Raw genomic sequence first — 14,977 nt, 5'->3', positions numbered from 1 at the left:
ATATGTCTGTAGAACAAAAAAATTTAACCGTCGTGATCCTTTTCAGCTTCATTATTGTGGCGGTCCTTTATTTTGTCGTCAAACCGCTTACCGGACAACTCGCCAAACAATACAAAGAAAATAAAACCAAAAATCAAGAATTAATTATTGCTAAAGACGAGTTAGTCGATTTAGAAAAATTCGCTAAAGAATTTGAAACTAAAAAGCCAAAAATTGATAAAATGCTAAATTATCTACCTCAAGATAGCTCGACAAATTTTACCACTCAGGCTGAAGCTCTTGCCCAAAGTTCAGGAAATACCCTCACCTCAATCAAATTTCCGACCGCCGCTGATCAAAAAACCAAAACCACTTCTACTGTCAGTGGTGTTGATGAAAGTAAATTTGAAATCGAATTAGAGGGAAATTTTGGCTCGTTTGTAAGGTTCTTGTCAGGCTTAACTCAATTAGCCCAAATTAATAATGCGACCGGCATTGAATTACAATACACACCAGAAAAGACTAAAGCTAAAATTAATGGTTCGGTTTACCAAAGAAAGGCCACCAAATGACTGAAAAAAATACCAAAACAAGCTTTTCAATTATCAATAAAACGGTAAAATTTTTAATCGTGATTGCTTTTATGGCGTTGTTTGCTTATTTAGGTTATCAAGGTTATTTATTATATAATTTCACTCCAGATGTCGTTAAACCAGAAATTACGATTAAAGATACGGCTGAAACTAAAAAGGTTGAGGCTACCCGAAATTATACCAATCCGGTTTCCGCCACCGAAAGTACCGGTCGGCCAGATCCTCTCGTCCCCTATAAATAGAAATCAGCTTGCCAATCAATAAAATCCGCCTGCTGGCGGATTTTATTAAATCTAAATTTAAAGCTATCTATGATTTATTAATAATTTATGACTGTTCCTAATTTAACCACTTCAATCCAAATTGGACCACGTGAAAATTCAATCTCCCTGCCATTTGAATCGGCATATATAGTTCGAGCGCTGGTCGAATCTTTTTTCCAAGTACCGGTCAAGGCTATGCCATCAATAAAGAATAAAGCTTGACCTGATCCAATATTGCCGACATCAACCCGACCATCACTTCGAGCCACAATTTGACTATATTGAACCACAATATTTTTAACTTTAAGCTGTTTCCCTGTCGCCGCGTCTAAATGAGATTTGCCTGCCATTGACCTTGACCAATTATTTGTCTCTTTATTATAGGAATAAGAAACCAGAAACGAGGCTGAAGAAAAATTAATTTTAACGCTTTTTGATTCAGGTCGAGCAGATTTTTCCGGATCATCTTTAAATTTCCATAATGTGAAATCAGCTTTATTTAAATCATAATGACGGCTCTGAGCATACGATTTAAGTTTTTCTAATGAGGTATATAAATTATGAGGTGCAGCTCGACTTGTTGATCGCCAAAAATAACCAGTGGCATGATTTAAATCCAAAATCCCACGTTGTTGAATAGCGGCCAAAGAATCGGGTGAACCGCCCGCATGAGCGTAAAATGATTTTAACTCCGAAACCCAATCTAAATAATAAATCCGAGACGATCGAACCGGTCCAATTTGGCTTGGGTTTTGGCACCCAAAAAATGCCAAGAACCGAGTAATGCCACCTTCAGTAACTACTTCATAGACCAAATCAGCTTTGTCTAAACCAGATTGGGGTCTGGCATCGGGATGGTTTTCAATCATGACGCCAAAAGGACGATTTCCCACCATATCATCAGCCGCGGCACTTCCATTTAACGGACAGACCGCATTTAAGGTTGGCAATTCCCCCTGATCTCCTTTACGGCTAGCAAAAGGGTTAAAAGAATCAGCAATCGGCGTAACATAAATCGCCCAGGCAAAAACTAAACCAAAAATTATCAATAAAATTAAAAGGACTATTTTCGTAGTCCTTGAAAATGGCCTTAATAAAAAATTTGGCTTTTTAGATTGTTTTTCTTCGGAAATATTAATTTCTTCCATTTTTGTTTTTATTTCTCTTCGGTTTTATTTTTTTGGTTTCTCGCCAAGACTTCTTCAATTTTTTTAATGACTTCGCCAGGCATGGTTTCGGATTTAATCAAATAATCATCCGCGCCTGACATCAATCCCTTAACACGAGTCTGATCTTGGATTAAGACCGTTAAAATAATAACTGGGGTCGCTTTGGTAGCTGGGTTAGTTTTTACTTTTTCCAAGACATCTAAGCCATTAATTTTTGGCATCATAATATCAAGCAAAATTACATCTGGCTTTTCTTTTTCCAAAACTTGCAAGGCTTCCTCACCATTTGCTGCCACCAAAACTCGATAACCGCCCGCTTCCAAGCGAATTTGATACATGTCTCTTAGGGTTAAATCATCTTCAGCGATTAAAATTGTTGCTTTTGCTTCTACCATTTTTCCTCCGCACCTCCATCATATTTGATTCACTAAAAATGTCAACTTTTAAAAATCCCTGGTTGGTCCCTTCGCCAAAGGTTTTAGCTTTGCTTCCTCTTCAAGAGTCAACTTCTTTTCGTGATGTCCGACAATAATTGAGTCTTTGACAAATGGGACGCTAAAGGCAAAATCAGAACCATTATCCCTTCGAGATTCATTTACCCAGATTCGACCATTGTGCATTTCCACTAATGATTTTGAAATATATAATCCTAAACCAGTACCCGGAGTTTTTTTCACTGTCCAAAGAGTGCGGCCACGGTAAAATTTTTGAAAAAGTCCTGGCAATTCGTCTTCAGCAATTCCAACGCCAGTATCTTTGACGTGGATTACTAATTGCTCATCACCTAACATCACTCGGCTTTTTGTTCCCACCATCATCGGCAACATCTCGCCTTGTTTGCTGGCTTGCGATAAAGCCGTCTCTTCGAGTTTTGCGACCCTTGACTCAATTTCATGAGTCGAAAGAGTTTCAAGCGAAATGGTTACCCCACCACTTCTGGTAAACTTCAAGCTATTACCGATTAAATTTATTAAGATTTCTTTGAGTTGATCTTCGTCGGCGTAAATTGGTTTTGGTTTTTCTTTTGGCTCATCAAATCGTAAATACAAATGATATTTATCCGCTTGGATAGATAATTCCTTAATCACGCTCTTAATCGTTTCATTAATATCAATGGGTTGTTTTTCTGATCTCAGGCGGCCTTCTTCGATTCTTGAAATATTTAATAAATCTGTAATTAAGCGGGTCAAACGCTTGGCCGAATCGTAAACGCGGTGTAAATAATCTTCTAATTTCGGATTTTTGAGTTTGATTAATTTTTCATCTAAAATCATCGACAGATAGCCTTCGATCGCAGCGACTGGGGTTAATAAATCGTGGCTGGCAATCGAGACGAATTCAGATTTAAGTTTATCTAATTCCTGCAGATGAAGATTGGCCTTTTCTAATTCCCGAGATAGTTTCTCCACCTCTTTTCGTCGCTCAATTTCTTGAATAACCGACCGAATAAGCAAATAACCAAAATAAGCGACAAGCAATAAAAATCCTGTCCGAATCAATCCCTCAGCCCACGATTTTGATAATAAAGTTTGAACAATCAAGGCTAATATTATTAATGCTACCAAGGTTTCAGTCGCTATTACTCGAATATTTAATAACTCATGTTTGATAATTGCATAAGTTGTAAACCCAATGATTATAAAAGTAGAATATGGACCATAATTGCTTAAGGTATCGTTTTTTAAGATTAAGGGAAAAAGTAAATTTGTGGTAATGGCTAATAACAAACTCAATAATAAACCCACAAAAAGTATTCTCATTTGAATTTGTTGCTTTTTATTAAGATTCCGGTATTTTTTAATCAAGTTATAAAATGTAAAAATAATAAATAACAAAAAATAGACAGGCCAAATATAATACAATATTCCCTGTTCAACACCAGTCCCGGTTTCAATAATAGTAATACCGGCAATTACTGTTTTTGTGAATAATAATAACAACAAAATTAAAATTGTTGGGATTGTAATTATAAGGTGTTCTTTATTAGAGATTTTTCTTTCTGATTTTGGAAAATAATATGAAAAATAAACTAAGGTAAATGCGACCAATACCGCACTTGCAAACGTCATTTGTGTCCAAAATAAAGAATAAGGACCGTAGAAATTAGCAAAATAATTACTTATTGTCCATAAAACTACAAACAAAATAAAAAAGGCAAAAATTTGATTTAGCCGATTTTTAAGATTATTAAATAAAACAATCGTTGCCAAACCAACATTTAATATCACCATAAATAACAAAATAATTGTTGAATAGCTCATTTACCCCCTTATCTAAATTAATTATACAATATTTGTAAAAATAAAAAAACGGGGAAACTCGCTTGTGAAGCTAGTCGCCCCGCTAACTAAGAATCATGGGATTGCCCTTTGACTCAGTAAGATACTCTCTAAATATAGCATTACTACGAACCATTACTCTCACCGTTTCAGAAACCGATAAATATGCTGGTCGGGTTAGACCACCCATATACCACTGTTCCTTACCAGCCACATGGAAAGGAAATCTAATCCTCTTCAGCATCTTAAGCAACGGCTCCTCTAAAACTGCATAGCAATCCTCAATCTGATGATCATTGCAATACCAATAAATCTCACGAGCTAAACCCATCAAAATAGGAATAGCAATTATCCTTGCCGATGGAGCAACAATCAACCGAGAAAGTTCGATCGTTGTTTGTCGGTTTGTAATGGGTTTAGTTAGCCTGAAATGCTTCTCAACCGGAAAACCATTGTCCGAATCAAGTATTAAACGCATTGTTCCAACCAATTCCTGACCATCAACGGTATGCATTGCGACAAAATGAACAGACGCCGTATCAAATTCGTCAACTTCAACACCCTCAGGGTAATCCGATGATGGCAAAAAACACTTCTCGAGACAATAAACCTGATACCGCAATTTAAAAACTTTCATCAATTCATCCCTACCATTAGCCTGCCGGAACTCGAGCATTCCGTCCCACCTCCTTTGTCACTCTATGCATTTGAAAAACCTGTCTTGGAGATCCAAGATGAAAATTCTTGGATTTGGCCCTTGAGGTTGAGGAATTCTTCCCAAAATCATCATCGTAGCTTCAGAAACAGCTATCGCTGTTCCCAAACATTGGGGCATAATAATATTAGGAATATTAATTTGCCCAGTCGCTGCTTTCATGGCGATATTTTTGTCTATATAACTTGGGAAATAAGGACAAAATTTTTCAATCGGTGGTATAAACTTTTCAATTTCTTCTCTGGTAGCACCTTCGGGCAAACCAACGTATTCCTCAAGGGTTTGGGTCCCTGGTCCAAAAACCAAAACACTCACCCCAAAAGCAATTGCCTGAGGGTTAATCAAGCACAAACCTTGCTTGCGCGCCTCACGATGCAAAACGACCGAGTTGTACAAACAAGTGTAGTCAATCGCATCGATAACAATATCAGCATCCCTGACAAACTCAGCCGCGTTTTCAGGCTGAACCCCTTCAGGAAATGACTCAAGATGAAGTTCAGGATTTATCTGCTTAAAATAAGAAGATAGAACTAGGGTTTTGGGTTGACCCACAGTAATAAAACTTGATCCTGCCTGACGGCTGATATTGTGAACCTCGAAATTATCAAAATCAGCAATTTTAATGTGACCAACGCCTAAACGTACTAATTGTTCGGCAGAATAACCTCCCATTCCACCACAACCAGCAACTGCAATACAAGAATTTCTTAACATATCTTGCTCATCCACTGTAATTACGCCAATGTTCCTGTTAACCAGCTCCGCGTAGAAATCACTCCACATTATTTTCGCCCCCTCGGTACTTGATGTAGCCGGAACAGACCAATACAACTCCAGGAAAACTTAGTGATCCAATTAGAATTATTGGCCATTCGTGTAACATGAAACCATAGTTATACCAACTCATCCAGTCAAGGAACAAAGCTACTATTAGCATAAAGGAAAAATCCTTAGCGCTACGAGTTTTCCAAATCTTAATACCTTGTGAATATAACCCGATCGTAATAATGATACTTGTTAAGACTACGACTATTCGGCTCGTTTCTTCATACATTTTCTTTCACCTCTCTCGGGTATTTTTTATTGATAGAATTCAGAAACTCCCACCAGCCCAAATATAAAAGGTATCCGCCGATCCGAGAAAAGCTTCACTCCGACGGTATGTATTATTTGAAAAAGAAACACCAATATTCCATTTATCACCATAATAGGTAACTTGATATCCAGGAACAGTATCATAAAGACCAACCCTAATACATAGTTTTGGACTCAAAAATTGCTGGAGTCCAAAAGCTTTAAGATCAATATCCTCATGAAGGTTTGGACCTGTAATATCCCCCTTTTGCCAAGTGGAGTATAGCCCCGTACCTTGCTTTGGCTGCCAAGCCACACCAACTGTCCACAACTTCTCATTATAATCGGCATTTAAATTAATTGGCTCGGACGATCCTGAAAGAAGCGGAGAAAGAAGGGTTGAAGCGTTTATTTTGTCTTTAGTAAAGACGACTCCCACACTCAGATTCGATTGGATAAGATATATCCCACCAACTCTAAAGTGCAGATCCGATTTGGCTTCACCTACACCAAGCTGTATGTTATCAGCTGAAAGTTTGGTTTTAATGTTTTCGTAAGGGACGACGGCTACGCCAAAGCCCACTTTTTCCGAAAACATCTTTCCATAAGTAACTTCGTATGTCTCTCCTTCAAACTTTACTAGAAGGTCTGGTCCAAGATATATAATTGGTTTTGAATTTGATTTAATGGTATATCGAGCTACACGCATGGCTGAATCCTGACTTGTTCGAAAAGAACAATACTGCCAAGTATTTTCTACGGTCGGACCTTTCGCAAAATTGATCAAACCGTAATCAATTTCAGCATACTTTTCTTCATTAAATATTTTCAGCGCCAAAGGAACAGCGGCAGGATTGTATGAATATTCAGAAGGAGAAGCTACTTCCAAAACAGCTATTCCGTTGAGACCTAATACGCTCTTGCCAAGAATTGGAGCCTCGGGTCCAATCTGAGCAAAACCCACACGAAGAAAGAAAAGAAAAATCGCGATTGACAACAACGACTTTCTCATCCTGACCATCTCCTTTTGAGTTGTTAAAGAGCTTAAGGAACAAGCTCCTTAGTCACATAAAATATTACACTAAAATAAGAAAAAAGTCAATAATTAATACCCCTGACTTCATAAAATTATTCTTAAATCATACCAAAAACTTGACGATAAAAATAAAAAAGAGTATGATAATATATCATGAATAACAAAAAAAAGCGAGAATGTCGCATTGAACTTAATACGCTAATTCTCGCTGATAGTTTGAATTCGAAGAAAAAATTTTAATTGGAGTACCAACCGAGGTATGATCAAATAACCATTTAGCCACCACGGGTCCCTCGCGGATACAGCCGTGGCTGGCTGGGGTGCCTAAAAGGTGATAATATTGAGGTTCGGTTTGATGAATCGCATGACCTTTAAAATAATACAGGGCATAGGGCATAGGACAATTGAATTGATGGCTAAAACCATTAACAACTTTATTGATGACTGAAAAGTTTCCAAAATGGTTGTGAGGACCTTCAAGATCATAATCTGACGGAATATTAATATTGCTTGAAGCTGCGGAAATTTTTTCGGTCAGCACCAAGGTTTGACCCGAAAAAGCGTGAAGCTGCTGAGTGTCAAGATTAACTAAGATATAATCTACTTCTGCCTTGGGATTATAAATCTGATAATAATCTGATGATAATTTAAGTTTGGCTTGTTTCGCTGAATGAGGTGCGGTTTTTTGGGTAATTTTTTTCATTGGTGTCGAAAGATTTGATTCTGGTGGTGTCATTTTCGGTTTAAGTTCGCGTTCAGGCAAAGCAACCGGCAGGCTCATTCGTTGAGCCTGCAGCGCGGTGCTGGAATTATGCACGATCGCCGCTTCACTTTTCAAAACTCGCAAATGATTATCAGAATAAAAATATAAACTAAGCAGTGATGCGGCAATAATAAAAAACGTAGTGATTTGCCATTTCAAGAATCTCACCCCCTAAGATCATATTCATTCATAACTCGTCTTAAAGCATTAGTATTAATGGTAGAAAGATTATGAAAGGTGGAGTAATCGCCGGCTTTTAAGGCATCCATCGCATTTAGACCGCGAAGGACACAATTTAAAGCCTCTTGATGCTGAGCACCAAACCCATGAGAAATTGGCAATCCGTTCATGGCGTTGTAAATATTTTGCCGCGACTCATAAGCACGATCATAAAATTGGCTATAAGCACTGCCATAAACCCAACCCTGCTTTTTGGCACGTTCGATATATTCATCGAGGTCTCCTCGAAGACCTTTGTAGGCCTTGAGCAAAGATTGCATTGATCGAAAATAATCGTTTGCGTTTGGGCTATACCAAACTTCTAAGTTTGGACGAGATGGGGTCATTACCTGAACCCAACCCGCGGCTGGTAATGAATCTCTGCTAATCGGAATCGACATCATAGTCGGAAATATGGAAGGAGTTGCGGTCTGTTTGCGGGCGTTTCTCATTTTGTTAAATTGCGTTGGAATAGTGTTTAGAGATGCTAATTGAGGTTGCCTGACGCGCATACTGCTAGTTGGCCAGGTTGTAAAGGTGCTTTCTGCGACTTGCTTGATTGAAGCGATCTTCAGTTCCAATTTTCGAAAATTCGCCGTCTGCCATTGGTCACAGCAATCCTTAACATCTTCCATCAAATCCATTGAATCTCGGATTATACCTACTAAATCAGATTTGGTTTTTGCAAATTTTGCCGTTTCATCCAGCGCTGTCACTGCTTTTTGCATATCACTGAGTTTGGCGTAACATTCGCTCGAGCATCGGCTAACATCGGCAAAATCAAGATTTTTTTCCTTAATTGTGGTTCCGATATCTTCCATTAAGCCAATAACCGAAGACCAACTCGTGACCAAAGCTTGTTCGCAAATTCGTTCCTGAGTTTTCTTTTGGTAAAACCAAAAACTGAAGGTTGCGGCAATTATAACTACACCGATAATGACAAAGAGGATCGGCCGTGGGACTTTCATCTGGATCACCCTTTCCTGAGTTGATAATATTTTAACATATTTATTGGAAAAAGTTAATCTTTTGAGATAAAATACAATTATGGTCAGAATAAAACAGCATCTCAGTTTACAAGAAAAATTATTGATTTTTATTAACTATTGCCTGCCCGAGATCAATTACACGCTCTCTTATTCTCAATTGCAGCAAATTTTTCGTCGCTTTTATAAAACTACATATTCCTTGGCCACGCTTCAGAAAGAATTGTCTATTCTTAAAAAACGGGGCTTAATCACCACTACCCATCGTTATCATCATAAAATTCCCAGCCTCACCAATCGCGGTCGGCTCAGAATTTTGCCCAGACTACCATTTCGAAAATTTGATCCCTGGGACGGCAAATGGCGAATGGTGATATTTAGCCTTCCGGAAAAAGAACGCCCCTACCGACTTGAGCTTCAAAAAAAATTAGCGGAAATGAGCTTCAAAAAAATCCAAAAAGGCGTCTATATCTCCCCCCATCCGCTCCTGGGCGCCATCAACCGCCTTTCCAATGAGCTCGGCATCAGGCAATACATGACTCTGGCGGAAGCAGATCGAATTGACCGGGAAAAAAGCACCATTCAAAAAATCTGGAAACTCAACGAAATTAACGCTCAATACCAACAATTTATCAAGCACGTCCATCGCACGAAAAGAGGAAAATTTTGGCCCTTAGTGGCCAATTTTTTAGAAATGGAGTTTGCGCAAATTTATCGGGACGATCCCCAACTCCCCAAACAATTCCTCCCCTCAAATTGGCGCGGCGAAAAAGCCTATCAAATTTATCGAGATATTATCAAATCGTACTAAAAATTAACAATCCCGCAGACTTTCCTGCCATAACACTTGGAATGCGGGATTATCGTCGTCGAGGCAATAAAAAAAGCCGAAAGGCTAAGTTGGGTCTTGGTGCCTCTCGGCAATAATGAATAGAAATAAATAGGTTAGAACTTAATTAAGGCGATGAAAAGCATAAGCTGTCCCATCAGAATAATGAATCGTGAGAACATTCTCTTCTAATCTATAAGGATATCTTTGTATTTTTGGATTCGTGTGGGTTTCGCCTGAAATACTACTATGGCGGAGTGTTGACTCAAGAACGATCTCATTACCTTCAATTTTCCAATTAAAGTTCTGATTATCAATCGGGGTAGTCATTGAACCCGTGCCATCTTTATTAAAGTTAATTTGAATTGGGCCGCAGCCAGATTGAACTTCCCATGTTCCAACAATACTATTTGATTTTGAGCAACATATATTGAGCATCGGTAGAACGAAAAGGAGGATAGTAAATATTGCCAACAGTTTCAGTCCGTTTTTCACGGTTCATCGCTCTCCTTGGCTGATCAGGGTGTGCGGATTGGGATGTTTTAAAATCAATCATAATTTACAATATAATTACCAAAAAATCAAGTTTTATGTCAACTATCCCGCAGACTTTCCTATTAATAACGCTTGGAATGCGGGATTATCGTCATCGAGACAATAAAAAAAGCCGTCGCAAGTGGGTCGAGTTCGCCTGCAACGGCTGGTAAAAAAATCTTCTTATTCAAAAATTAATTGAATATTTTGGATCTCACACTCATCAAAGGTCTGCCACAAATTGGCAATAATGGTCTCGATATCAATCAAGTTATTGCCAGCCTGCAGAATTTTAGGATCAAATGGGAAAGAAAAATCCTCCCATTCGTCGGTCTGCGTGATTGCATAACCTATTTTTTGACGGTTAATATAAATAATTGGGTCTTTTTTCGGGGTGCCTTTAACTTTCAAAGATAATTTGGCTTTGGTCCGATTTGCTAAATCTGCAGCTGAAAGAGCGAATTCTTTAAGCCAAATCGTTTTTGAATCCGCCTGATTATCTCCAAGATGAAATTGCTCATTTTGAATATCGATTATATTGCGCGGCTGGTTTGGAATTTGTGGATCTGGAGAAATCAATATCTTGTCTGGTTCTGTTTTGCCATTCGGCCAATACACAAAACCAGTAATATTATTTTTCGAGTATACCACCCTGTTCCTTACTTTCCTATCCAATGAAGCGCTCCAGTTGCTATCCCAAACCTCAAATGTTCCGTCACCATTAACACCTGTCACCAAAGCAACATGGCCTGTCCCGGCAATCTTTTTATCCCAAACAGCAATTGAACCTATTTTGGGTTCTGGACCACAACCATATCCTGCATTTTTAAACGCGTCATACCAAACCCAAGCATTGCCTTTACCTTTAATAATTGGGAGAATGTTATCCTCTCTCACCGCCACCACAAACCATGTACATTGACCTAAATATTCCTCTCCCATTTTACGATAACTAGAATTTGCTAATTCAAGATTGCTAATCTTTCTCTTTGTTTTATCTTCAAATTTGGTAGACCATGCAGGGTCGTCATAATTATAAGGACCATTCAAATATTGTGTTGCCGCATAAGCAATATCAGCTTTAAAGGTTAAACCTGTCAGGGACTTTATCAAATTATCCTTTAAAACTTCGCACCGATCTGAAGTTGGCGGATGAGTCGCCAGTTGACGGCTAAGCAAACCCTCAATACCCAATTCTTTTTGATTAGATGATAAGGTTTCAATTCGGCGCATTACTGCCAAAGCTGCCGCTGGATCATATCCAGCTTCAACCATTAATTCAACGCCTTTTTTGTCAGCTTCTTTTTCATCGTCACGACTCCGACCAGAAGTGAGTAATTGTGCCACTAATAATTTTGCCGCTCCTCCGGCTTTTTTAGAATCAACATCTCCGAGCAACAAAGAAAGACCCATGCTCAATAATACTTGCTTAACACCATGTTTTTGTTTTATATGTGTAATTTCATGCGACATAATAAACGCCAATTCGTCCTTTGCCGGCGGAATTGGTTCAAGCAAGCTACCACCGCCGCCAAACATCTGTTGCAAAATTTGAAGTGGATTAAATTCACTACTGGCAAAACCCAAGGCTTTCAGTAAACCTTTATTAATATAAATATTACCGCCCATCACCGCGTAAGCATTAACTTCGTCGGTATTCAAGACTCTAAACTGATAGTCAATACCTTCTCTTTGGGCAAGCGGCGCTAATTGCAACGCAATATTTTGAATTTCGGCATTGAATTCGGGGTTATCAGAAATCCCGAATTGATTTTCCAAATCACCCGCCACCATTTGGCCAACCATAATTTCTGCTTGAATCTCAAATTTTTTCGCTTCAAGGCGTGAGTTCATGCAAAAAACCAACAATAACATCATCAAAGAGAACCACCGACCAACCAGCTTCATCTAGGTTGCCCCCTCGATGAACTCGAGTTGTAAATGTACTGTTACTCACCTTTAAAATGCTCCTAAATTAAACATTTGTCAAGAAGCACATAATAATAAAAAACGGCCACTTTTTGAGCGACCGCTTTTTATTATTATCTGTAATTTGAGAATTAGGAAGCTGCACCAATTTTGAACATTTTGGTACCACATGATGGGCAAGTTCCGGTCATCGCCGGTTTACCATTCTTCATGGTGATAGCTTGAGCATTTTGCATTTCTTGCTTCTTGCGGCACTTTACACAATATCCTTCTGACATCTATCCTCCTTTCGAGGTTTTTCCCGAAAGCATAAACTGGAGTTTCGGGAAAGCTTCGACCATATTAGCTTTACCCTGAAAGAATATTCAGGAGTCTTTAGCTTCAAATTTATTATATAGCAGCCTCTGAGGCTGTCAAGGCTAAAATTCATTTTCTTGAGAATTTAGCTTCAATTTGAGCTATTGCCTTCTCGAAAAATTATTAATTTGGTAGCCCCAAGGGGAGTCGAACCCCTGTTATCCCGATAATAAATTTTTTGACGCTACCGGGATTCGAACCCGGGTTATCAGGCTGAGAACCTGACGTCCTGACCACTAGACGATAACGTCATTTTGTTTATCGGGACGTCCCAACCACTAGACGATAGGGCCCAAATTAATTTTCTTGAGAATTTAAAAGTCTCTCACTATCTTCATTTTAACACAAAATCTAAGCTATTTCAAGCTATTTTACATAATTTCAAAGCTATTATTGATATCTTAGAAAGTAAAGATCACCGTTTTACAAGTGGCGACCTTAGCTTTAATAGAGGTTATTAAGCTCTTAATTTCGGCAACCTCGCTATCAGTAGCAATATCATTCTTCATCGCGGTTTGATCTGGCATTTTGACACTTTCAAAACTTGATGCCGAGGTGGCAAAACCAGCTAACAATGATTGGACTTGATCTGGACGATTATTATCCAAAGCAGTAATTGCTTGACCCAATAAACCGGAAAGTTGTGTTAAACCAGTGACCATACTCTTGTTTGTCGCTTCTAATGAAGGTGTGGTTTTAATGGTTTTTAGAGTCGCTAATGATTTGTCAACTGAGGCCTTAAAAGCCGTCAGCTGTGTCTTTAACTCAGCCACGCCAGTTGCATCAACGGTTGGAAAGCTTGAGCTAATTTTTTGCATTTCTTGCAAATAATTCAACATGGTAATCGCATTGCCGCTGGCTTTTTGCGTTAATTGATAAAAACGCGCCAAATCAGCTTCCAAGGCGGCGGTTTTTCGGGTTCCTTTTAGCGTCTCAAGCTTTGCTAACCCGGCGGTTGAATCGTCATAAACTTCCTGGTAGTCAGCTTTCAGAGCTGCCACGTCTTCGGCACTATTAACCTTTTCGGTTGGATTAAGTAATTCATCAATTTGCCATTTTTGTTCGTTTTCGGCAATTTTACTTTCAACTTCGGTGGCAATTTTCTTAGTCTTAATTCCACCATAAAAACCCCAGCCTAAAACTGCTAAGCCCAAAATAAGAATTGGGATGATAATCCAAAGAATTTTTGAGCCTCCAGATTTAGGAGTTGGGGTTTGTTCCTCAAGATTACTAGTAGGTTCCCCAGCATCCATTTCCCCTCCTTGCCCCGTCCGTATTTTCGGCGGGGCTTTATCCCCGCTTATCCGGCGGGAACATTAATATTTAGTTTCTAAATTAATTATAATCTATATATTCTATTTCACAAATTTTAGCCTAATTTGATTTAAAAACTACCGGTTTTTTAAAATTAGCTTTTTTAGACAATTCCACCACACTGCCATTATCAAAATAAAACATACTCAAAACTTTACGCCAGTTTAAATGATAGAATGCGGCATAAATCATTTTACCAAAATCACCATGGCTAACTAACAGGATTTTGCCTCGAGAATGCCTTTTAGATAATTTATTCAAAAGCAGTCGGGCTCTGATTTTAAGCTGAGGAAATGTTTCCGCCGCCGCCGCTTCAAAAAAATAAACAGTGCCGTCTATTTTTAAAATCTTAGGTGTGCAGAGTTTTTCTACCAGGTTCACCGGCTTTCCCGTCATCACGCCAAATTCTCTTTCAACTAAATCATTTAAAATTATCGGCTTTACTAAATTTAATTTATCAGCCACGATATTGGCCGTCTCAACGGCTCTAAGTAATGGTGAAGTATAAATTACATCAATGGCTAAATTTGAATCTTTAATTTTTTGCGCAATTGTTTTTGCCTGTTGAATCCCTTTCATTGTTAAGTGCTCATCTCTCCGACCGTTTAAAATTCCGGCGGCATTGTCTTTGTCTTCGCCATGTCTCATTAAATAAAAAGTCGTCATTGTTTTACTTTCTAGTAAATTTAACTAAATTAAAACATTTAATTTGGCTCCCCACACTGGTCTATAACCTTCTTGCCTTTCCGAAGCTTTAGCGAAGGAGGGTTACCTTGTTCCTTAGTCTTTTACCTAATTTAAATAGGGATTGATTATATTACATCATTTTTGAGGTTTTGAAGCAAAAACCTGTCTCGCCGAAGGCTCGCCAAGGCGGATGAGACAAATGAGACACCATAAAAAGGGATTGATGAGTGTCTCATTTAAATTTCAAAAAA

At 38.5% G+C, this 14,977-nt stretch carries 16 protein-coding genes and 1 tRNA gene; 3 read left to right on the top strand and 14 right to left on the bottom strand.

What is annotated here, in order from left to right:
• The first annotated feature begins 2 nt into the window (after positions 1 to 2).
• Positions 3 to 551, top strand: a complete 549-nt coding sequence (gene pilO, locus VJJ80_02365) for a type 4a pilus biogenesis protein PilO (GenBank protein HLC38946.1) — start codon at positions 3 to 5, stop codon at positions 549 to 551.
• Complete coding sequence (locus VJJ80_02360) at positions 548 to 814, top strand: hypothetical protein (GenBank protein ID HLC38945.1); 267 nt, start codon at positions 548 to 550, stop codon at positions 812 to 814. Before pilO ends, VJJ80_02360 begins: the two co-directional genes overlap by 4 nt.
• 77 nt (positions 815 to 891) lie before the next feature.
• On the opposite strand, the gene VJJ80_02355 is transcribed toward VJJ80_02360, so the two are convergent.
• From VJJ80_02355 to VJJ80_02320, 8 genes are all read right to left on the bottom strand, one after another.
• Positions 892 to 1,983, bottom strand: a complete 1,092-nt coding sequence (locus VJJ80_02355; GenBank protein ID HLC38944.1) for a DUF3048 domain-containing protein — start codon at positions 1,981 to 1,983, stop codon at positions 892 to 894.
• An 8-nt stretch (positions 1,984 to 1,991) separates the two neighbouring features.
• Positions 1,992 to 2,399: a response regulator gene (locus VJJ80_02350; protein HLC38943.1), complete on the bottom strand. Its 408-nt coding sequence runs from the start codon at positions 2,397 to 2,399 to the stop codon at positions 1,992 to 1,994.
• Positions 2,400 to 2,447: 48 nt separating this feature from the next.
• The gene (locus VJJ80_02345) at positions 2,448 to 4,265 is read right to left on the bottom strand and encodes an ATP-binding protein (protein ID HLC38942.1); all 1,818 of its coding nucleotides are present in this window, start codon (positions 4,263 to 4,265) and stop codon (positions 2,448 to 2,450) included.
• An 82-nt stretch (positions 4,266 to 4,347) separates the two neighbouring features.
• A complete protein-coding gene (locus tag VJJ80_02340) occupies positions 4,348 to 4,959 on the bottom strand; it encodes a GNAT family N-acyltransferase (GenBank protein HLC38941.1) in 612 nt (203 codons plus the stop codon).
• An 18-nt stretch (positions 4,960 to 4,977) separates the two neighbouring features.
• On the bottom strand, positions 4,978 to 5,781 hold the full coding sequence (locus tag VJJ80_02335; protein HLC38940.1) for a ThiF family adenylyltransferase: 804 nt from the start codon (positions 5,779 to 5,781) through the stop codon (positions 4,978 to 4,980).
• A 310-nt stretch (positions 5,782 to 6,091) separates the two neighbouring features.
• Positions 6,092 to 7,084, bottom strand: a complete 993-nt coding sequence (locus VJJ80_02330) for a hypothetical protein (protein HLC38939.1) — start codon at positions 7,082 to 7,084, stop codon at positions 6,092 to 6,094.
• Between the two features lie 214 nt (positions 7,085 to 7,298).
• Positions 7,299 to 8,030 carry a L,D-transpeptidase gene (locus VJJ80_02325; protein HLC38938.1) on the bottom strand — a complete coding sequence of 244 codons (732 nt, stop codon included), beginning with the start codon at positions 8,028 to 8,030 and terminating at the stop codon, positions 7,299 to 7,301.
• A gap of 5 nt (positions 8,031 to 8,035) precedes the next feature.
• On the bottom strand, positions 8,036 to 9,058 hold the full coding sequence (locus VJJ80_02320) for a hypothetical protein (protein ID HLC38937.1): 1,023 nt from the start codon (positions 9,056 to 9,058) through the stop codon (positions 8,036 to 8,038).
• A gap of 79 nt (positions 9,059 to 9,137) precedes the next feature.
• Here VJJ80_02320 and VJJ80_02315 point away from each other — a divergent pair, with 79 nt between their 5' ends.
• Positions 9,138 to 9,887 carry a PaaX family transcriptional regulator C-terminal domain-containing protein gene (locus VJJ80_02315; GenBank protein HLC38936.1) on the top strand — a complete coding sequence of 250 codons (750 nt, stop codon included), beginning with the start codon at positions 9,138 to 9,140 and terminating at the stop codon, positions 9,885 to 9,887.
• Between the two features lie 141 nt (positions 9,888 to 10,028).
• On the opposite strand, the gene VJJ80_02310 is transcribed toward VJJ80_02315, so the two are convergent.
• The 6 genes from VJJ80_02310 to VJJ80_02285 form a co-directional block, all read right to left on the bottom strand.
• Entirely contained in the window at positions 10,029 to 10,343 is a 315-nt protein-coding gene (locus VJJ80_02310) for a DUF5640 domain-containing protein (protein HLC38935.1), read from the bottom strand.
• 279 nt (positions 10,344 to 10,622) lie between these two features.
• Complete coding sequence (locus tag VJJ80_02305; GenBank protein ID HLC38934.1) at positions 10,623 to 12,347, bottom strand: M48 family metalloprotease; 1,725 nt, start codon at positions 12,345 to 12,347, stop codon at positions 10,623 to 10,625.
• A 152-nt stretch (positions 12,348 to 12,499) separates the two neighbouring features.
• The gene (locus tag VJJ80_02300; GenBank protein HLC38933.1) at positions 12,500 to 12,646 is read right to left on the bottom strand and encodes a DUF5679 domain-containing protein; all 147 of its coding nucleotides are present in this window, start codon (positions 12,644 to 12,646) and stop codon (positions 12,500 to 12,502) included.
• Between the two features lie 258 nt (positions 12,647 to 12,904).
• Positions 12,905 to 12,976: transfer RNA gene (locus tag VJJ80_02295), tRNA-Glu, on the bottom strand.
• Between the two features lie 150 nt (positions 12,977 to 13,126).
• On the bottom strand, positions 13,127 to 13,978 hold the full coding sequence (locus VJJ80_02290) for a hypothetical protein (GenBank protein HLC38932.1): 852 nt from the start codon (positions 13,976 to 13,978) through the stop codon (positions 13,127 to 13,129).
• Between the two features lie 121 nt (positions 13,979 to 14,099).
• Positions 14,100 to 14,705, bottom strand: a complete 606-nt coding sequence (locus VJJ80_02285) for a histidine phosphatase family protein (GenBank protein ID HLC38931.1) — start codon at positions 14,703 to 14,705, stop codon at positions 14,100 to 14,102.
• Positions 14,706 to 14,977 lie beyond the last annotated feature (272 nt).

Source organism: Patescibacteria group bacterium, from assembly GCA_035288465.1.
In the GTDB taxonomy this organism is placed as follows: domain Bacteria; phylum Patescibacteriota; class UBA1384; order DATEAH01; family DATEAH01; genus DATEAH01.
The sequence above is the reverse complement of the archived record's forward strand: the minus strand, read 5'-3'. Positions and strand labels throughout refer to the sequence as shown.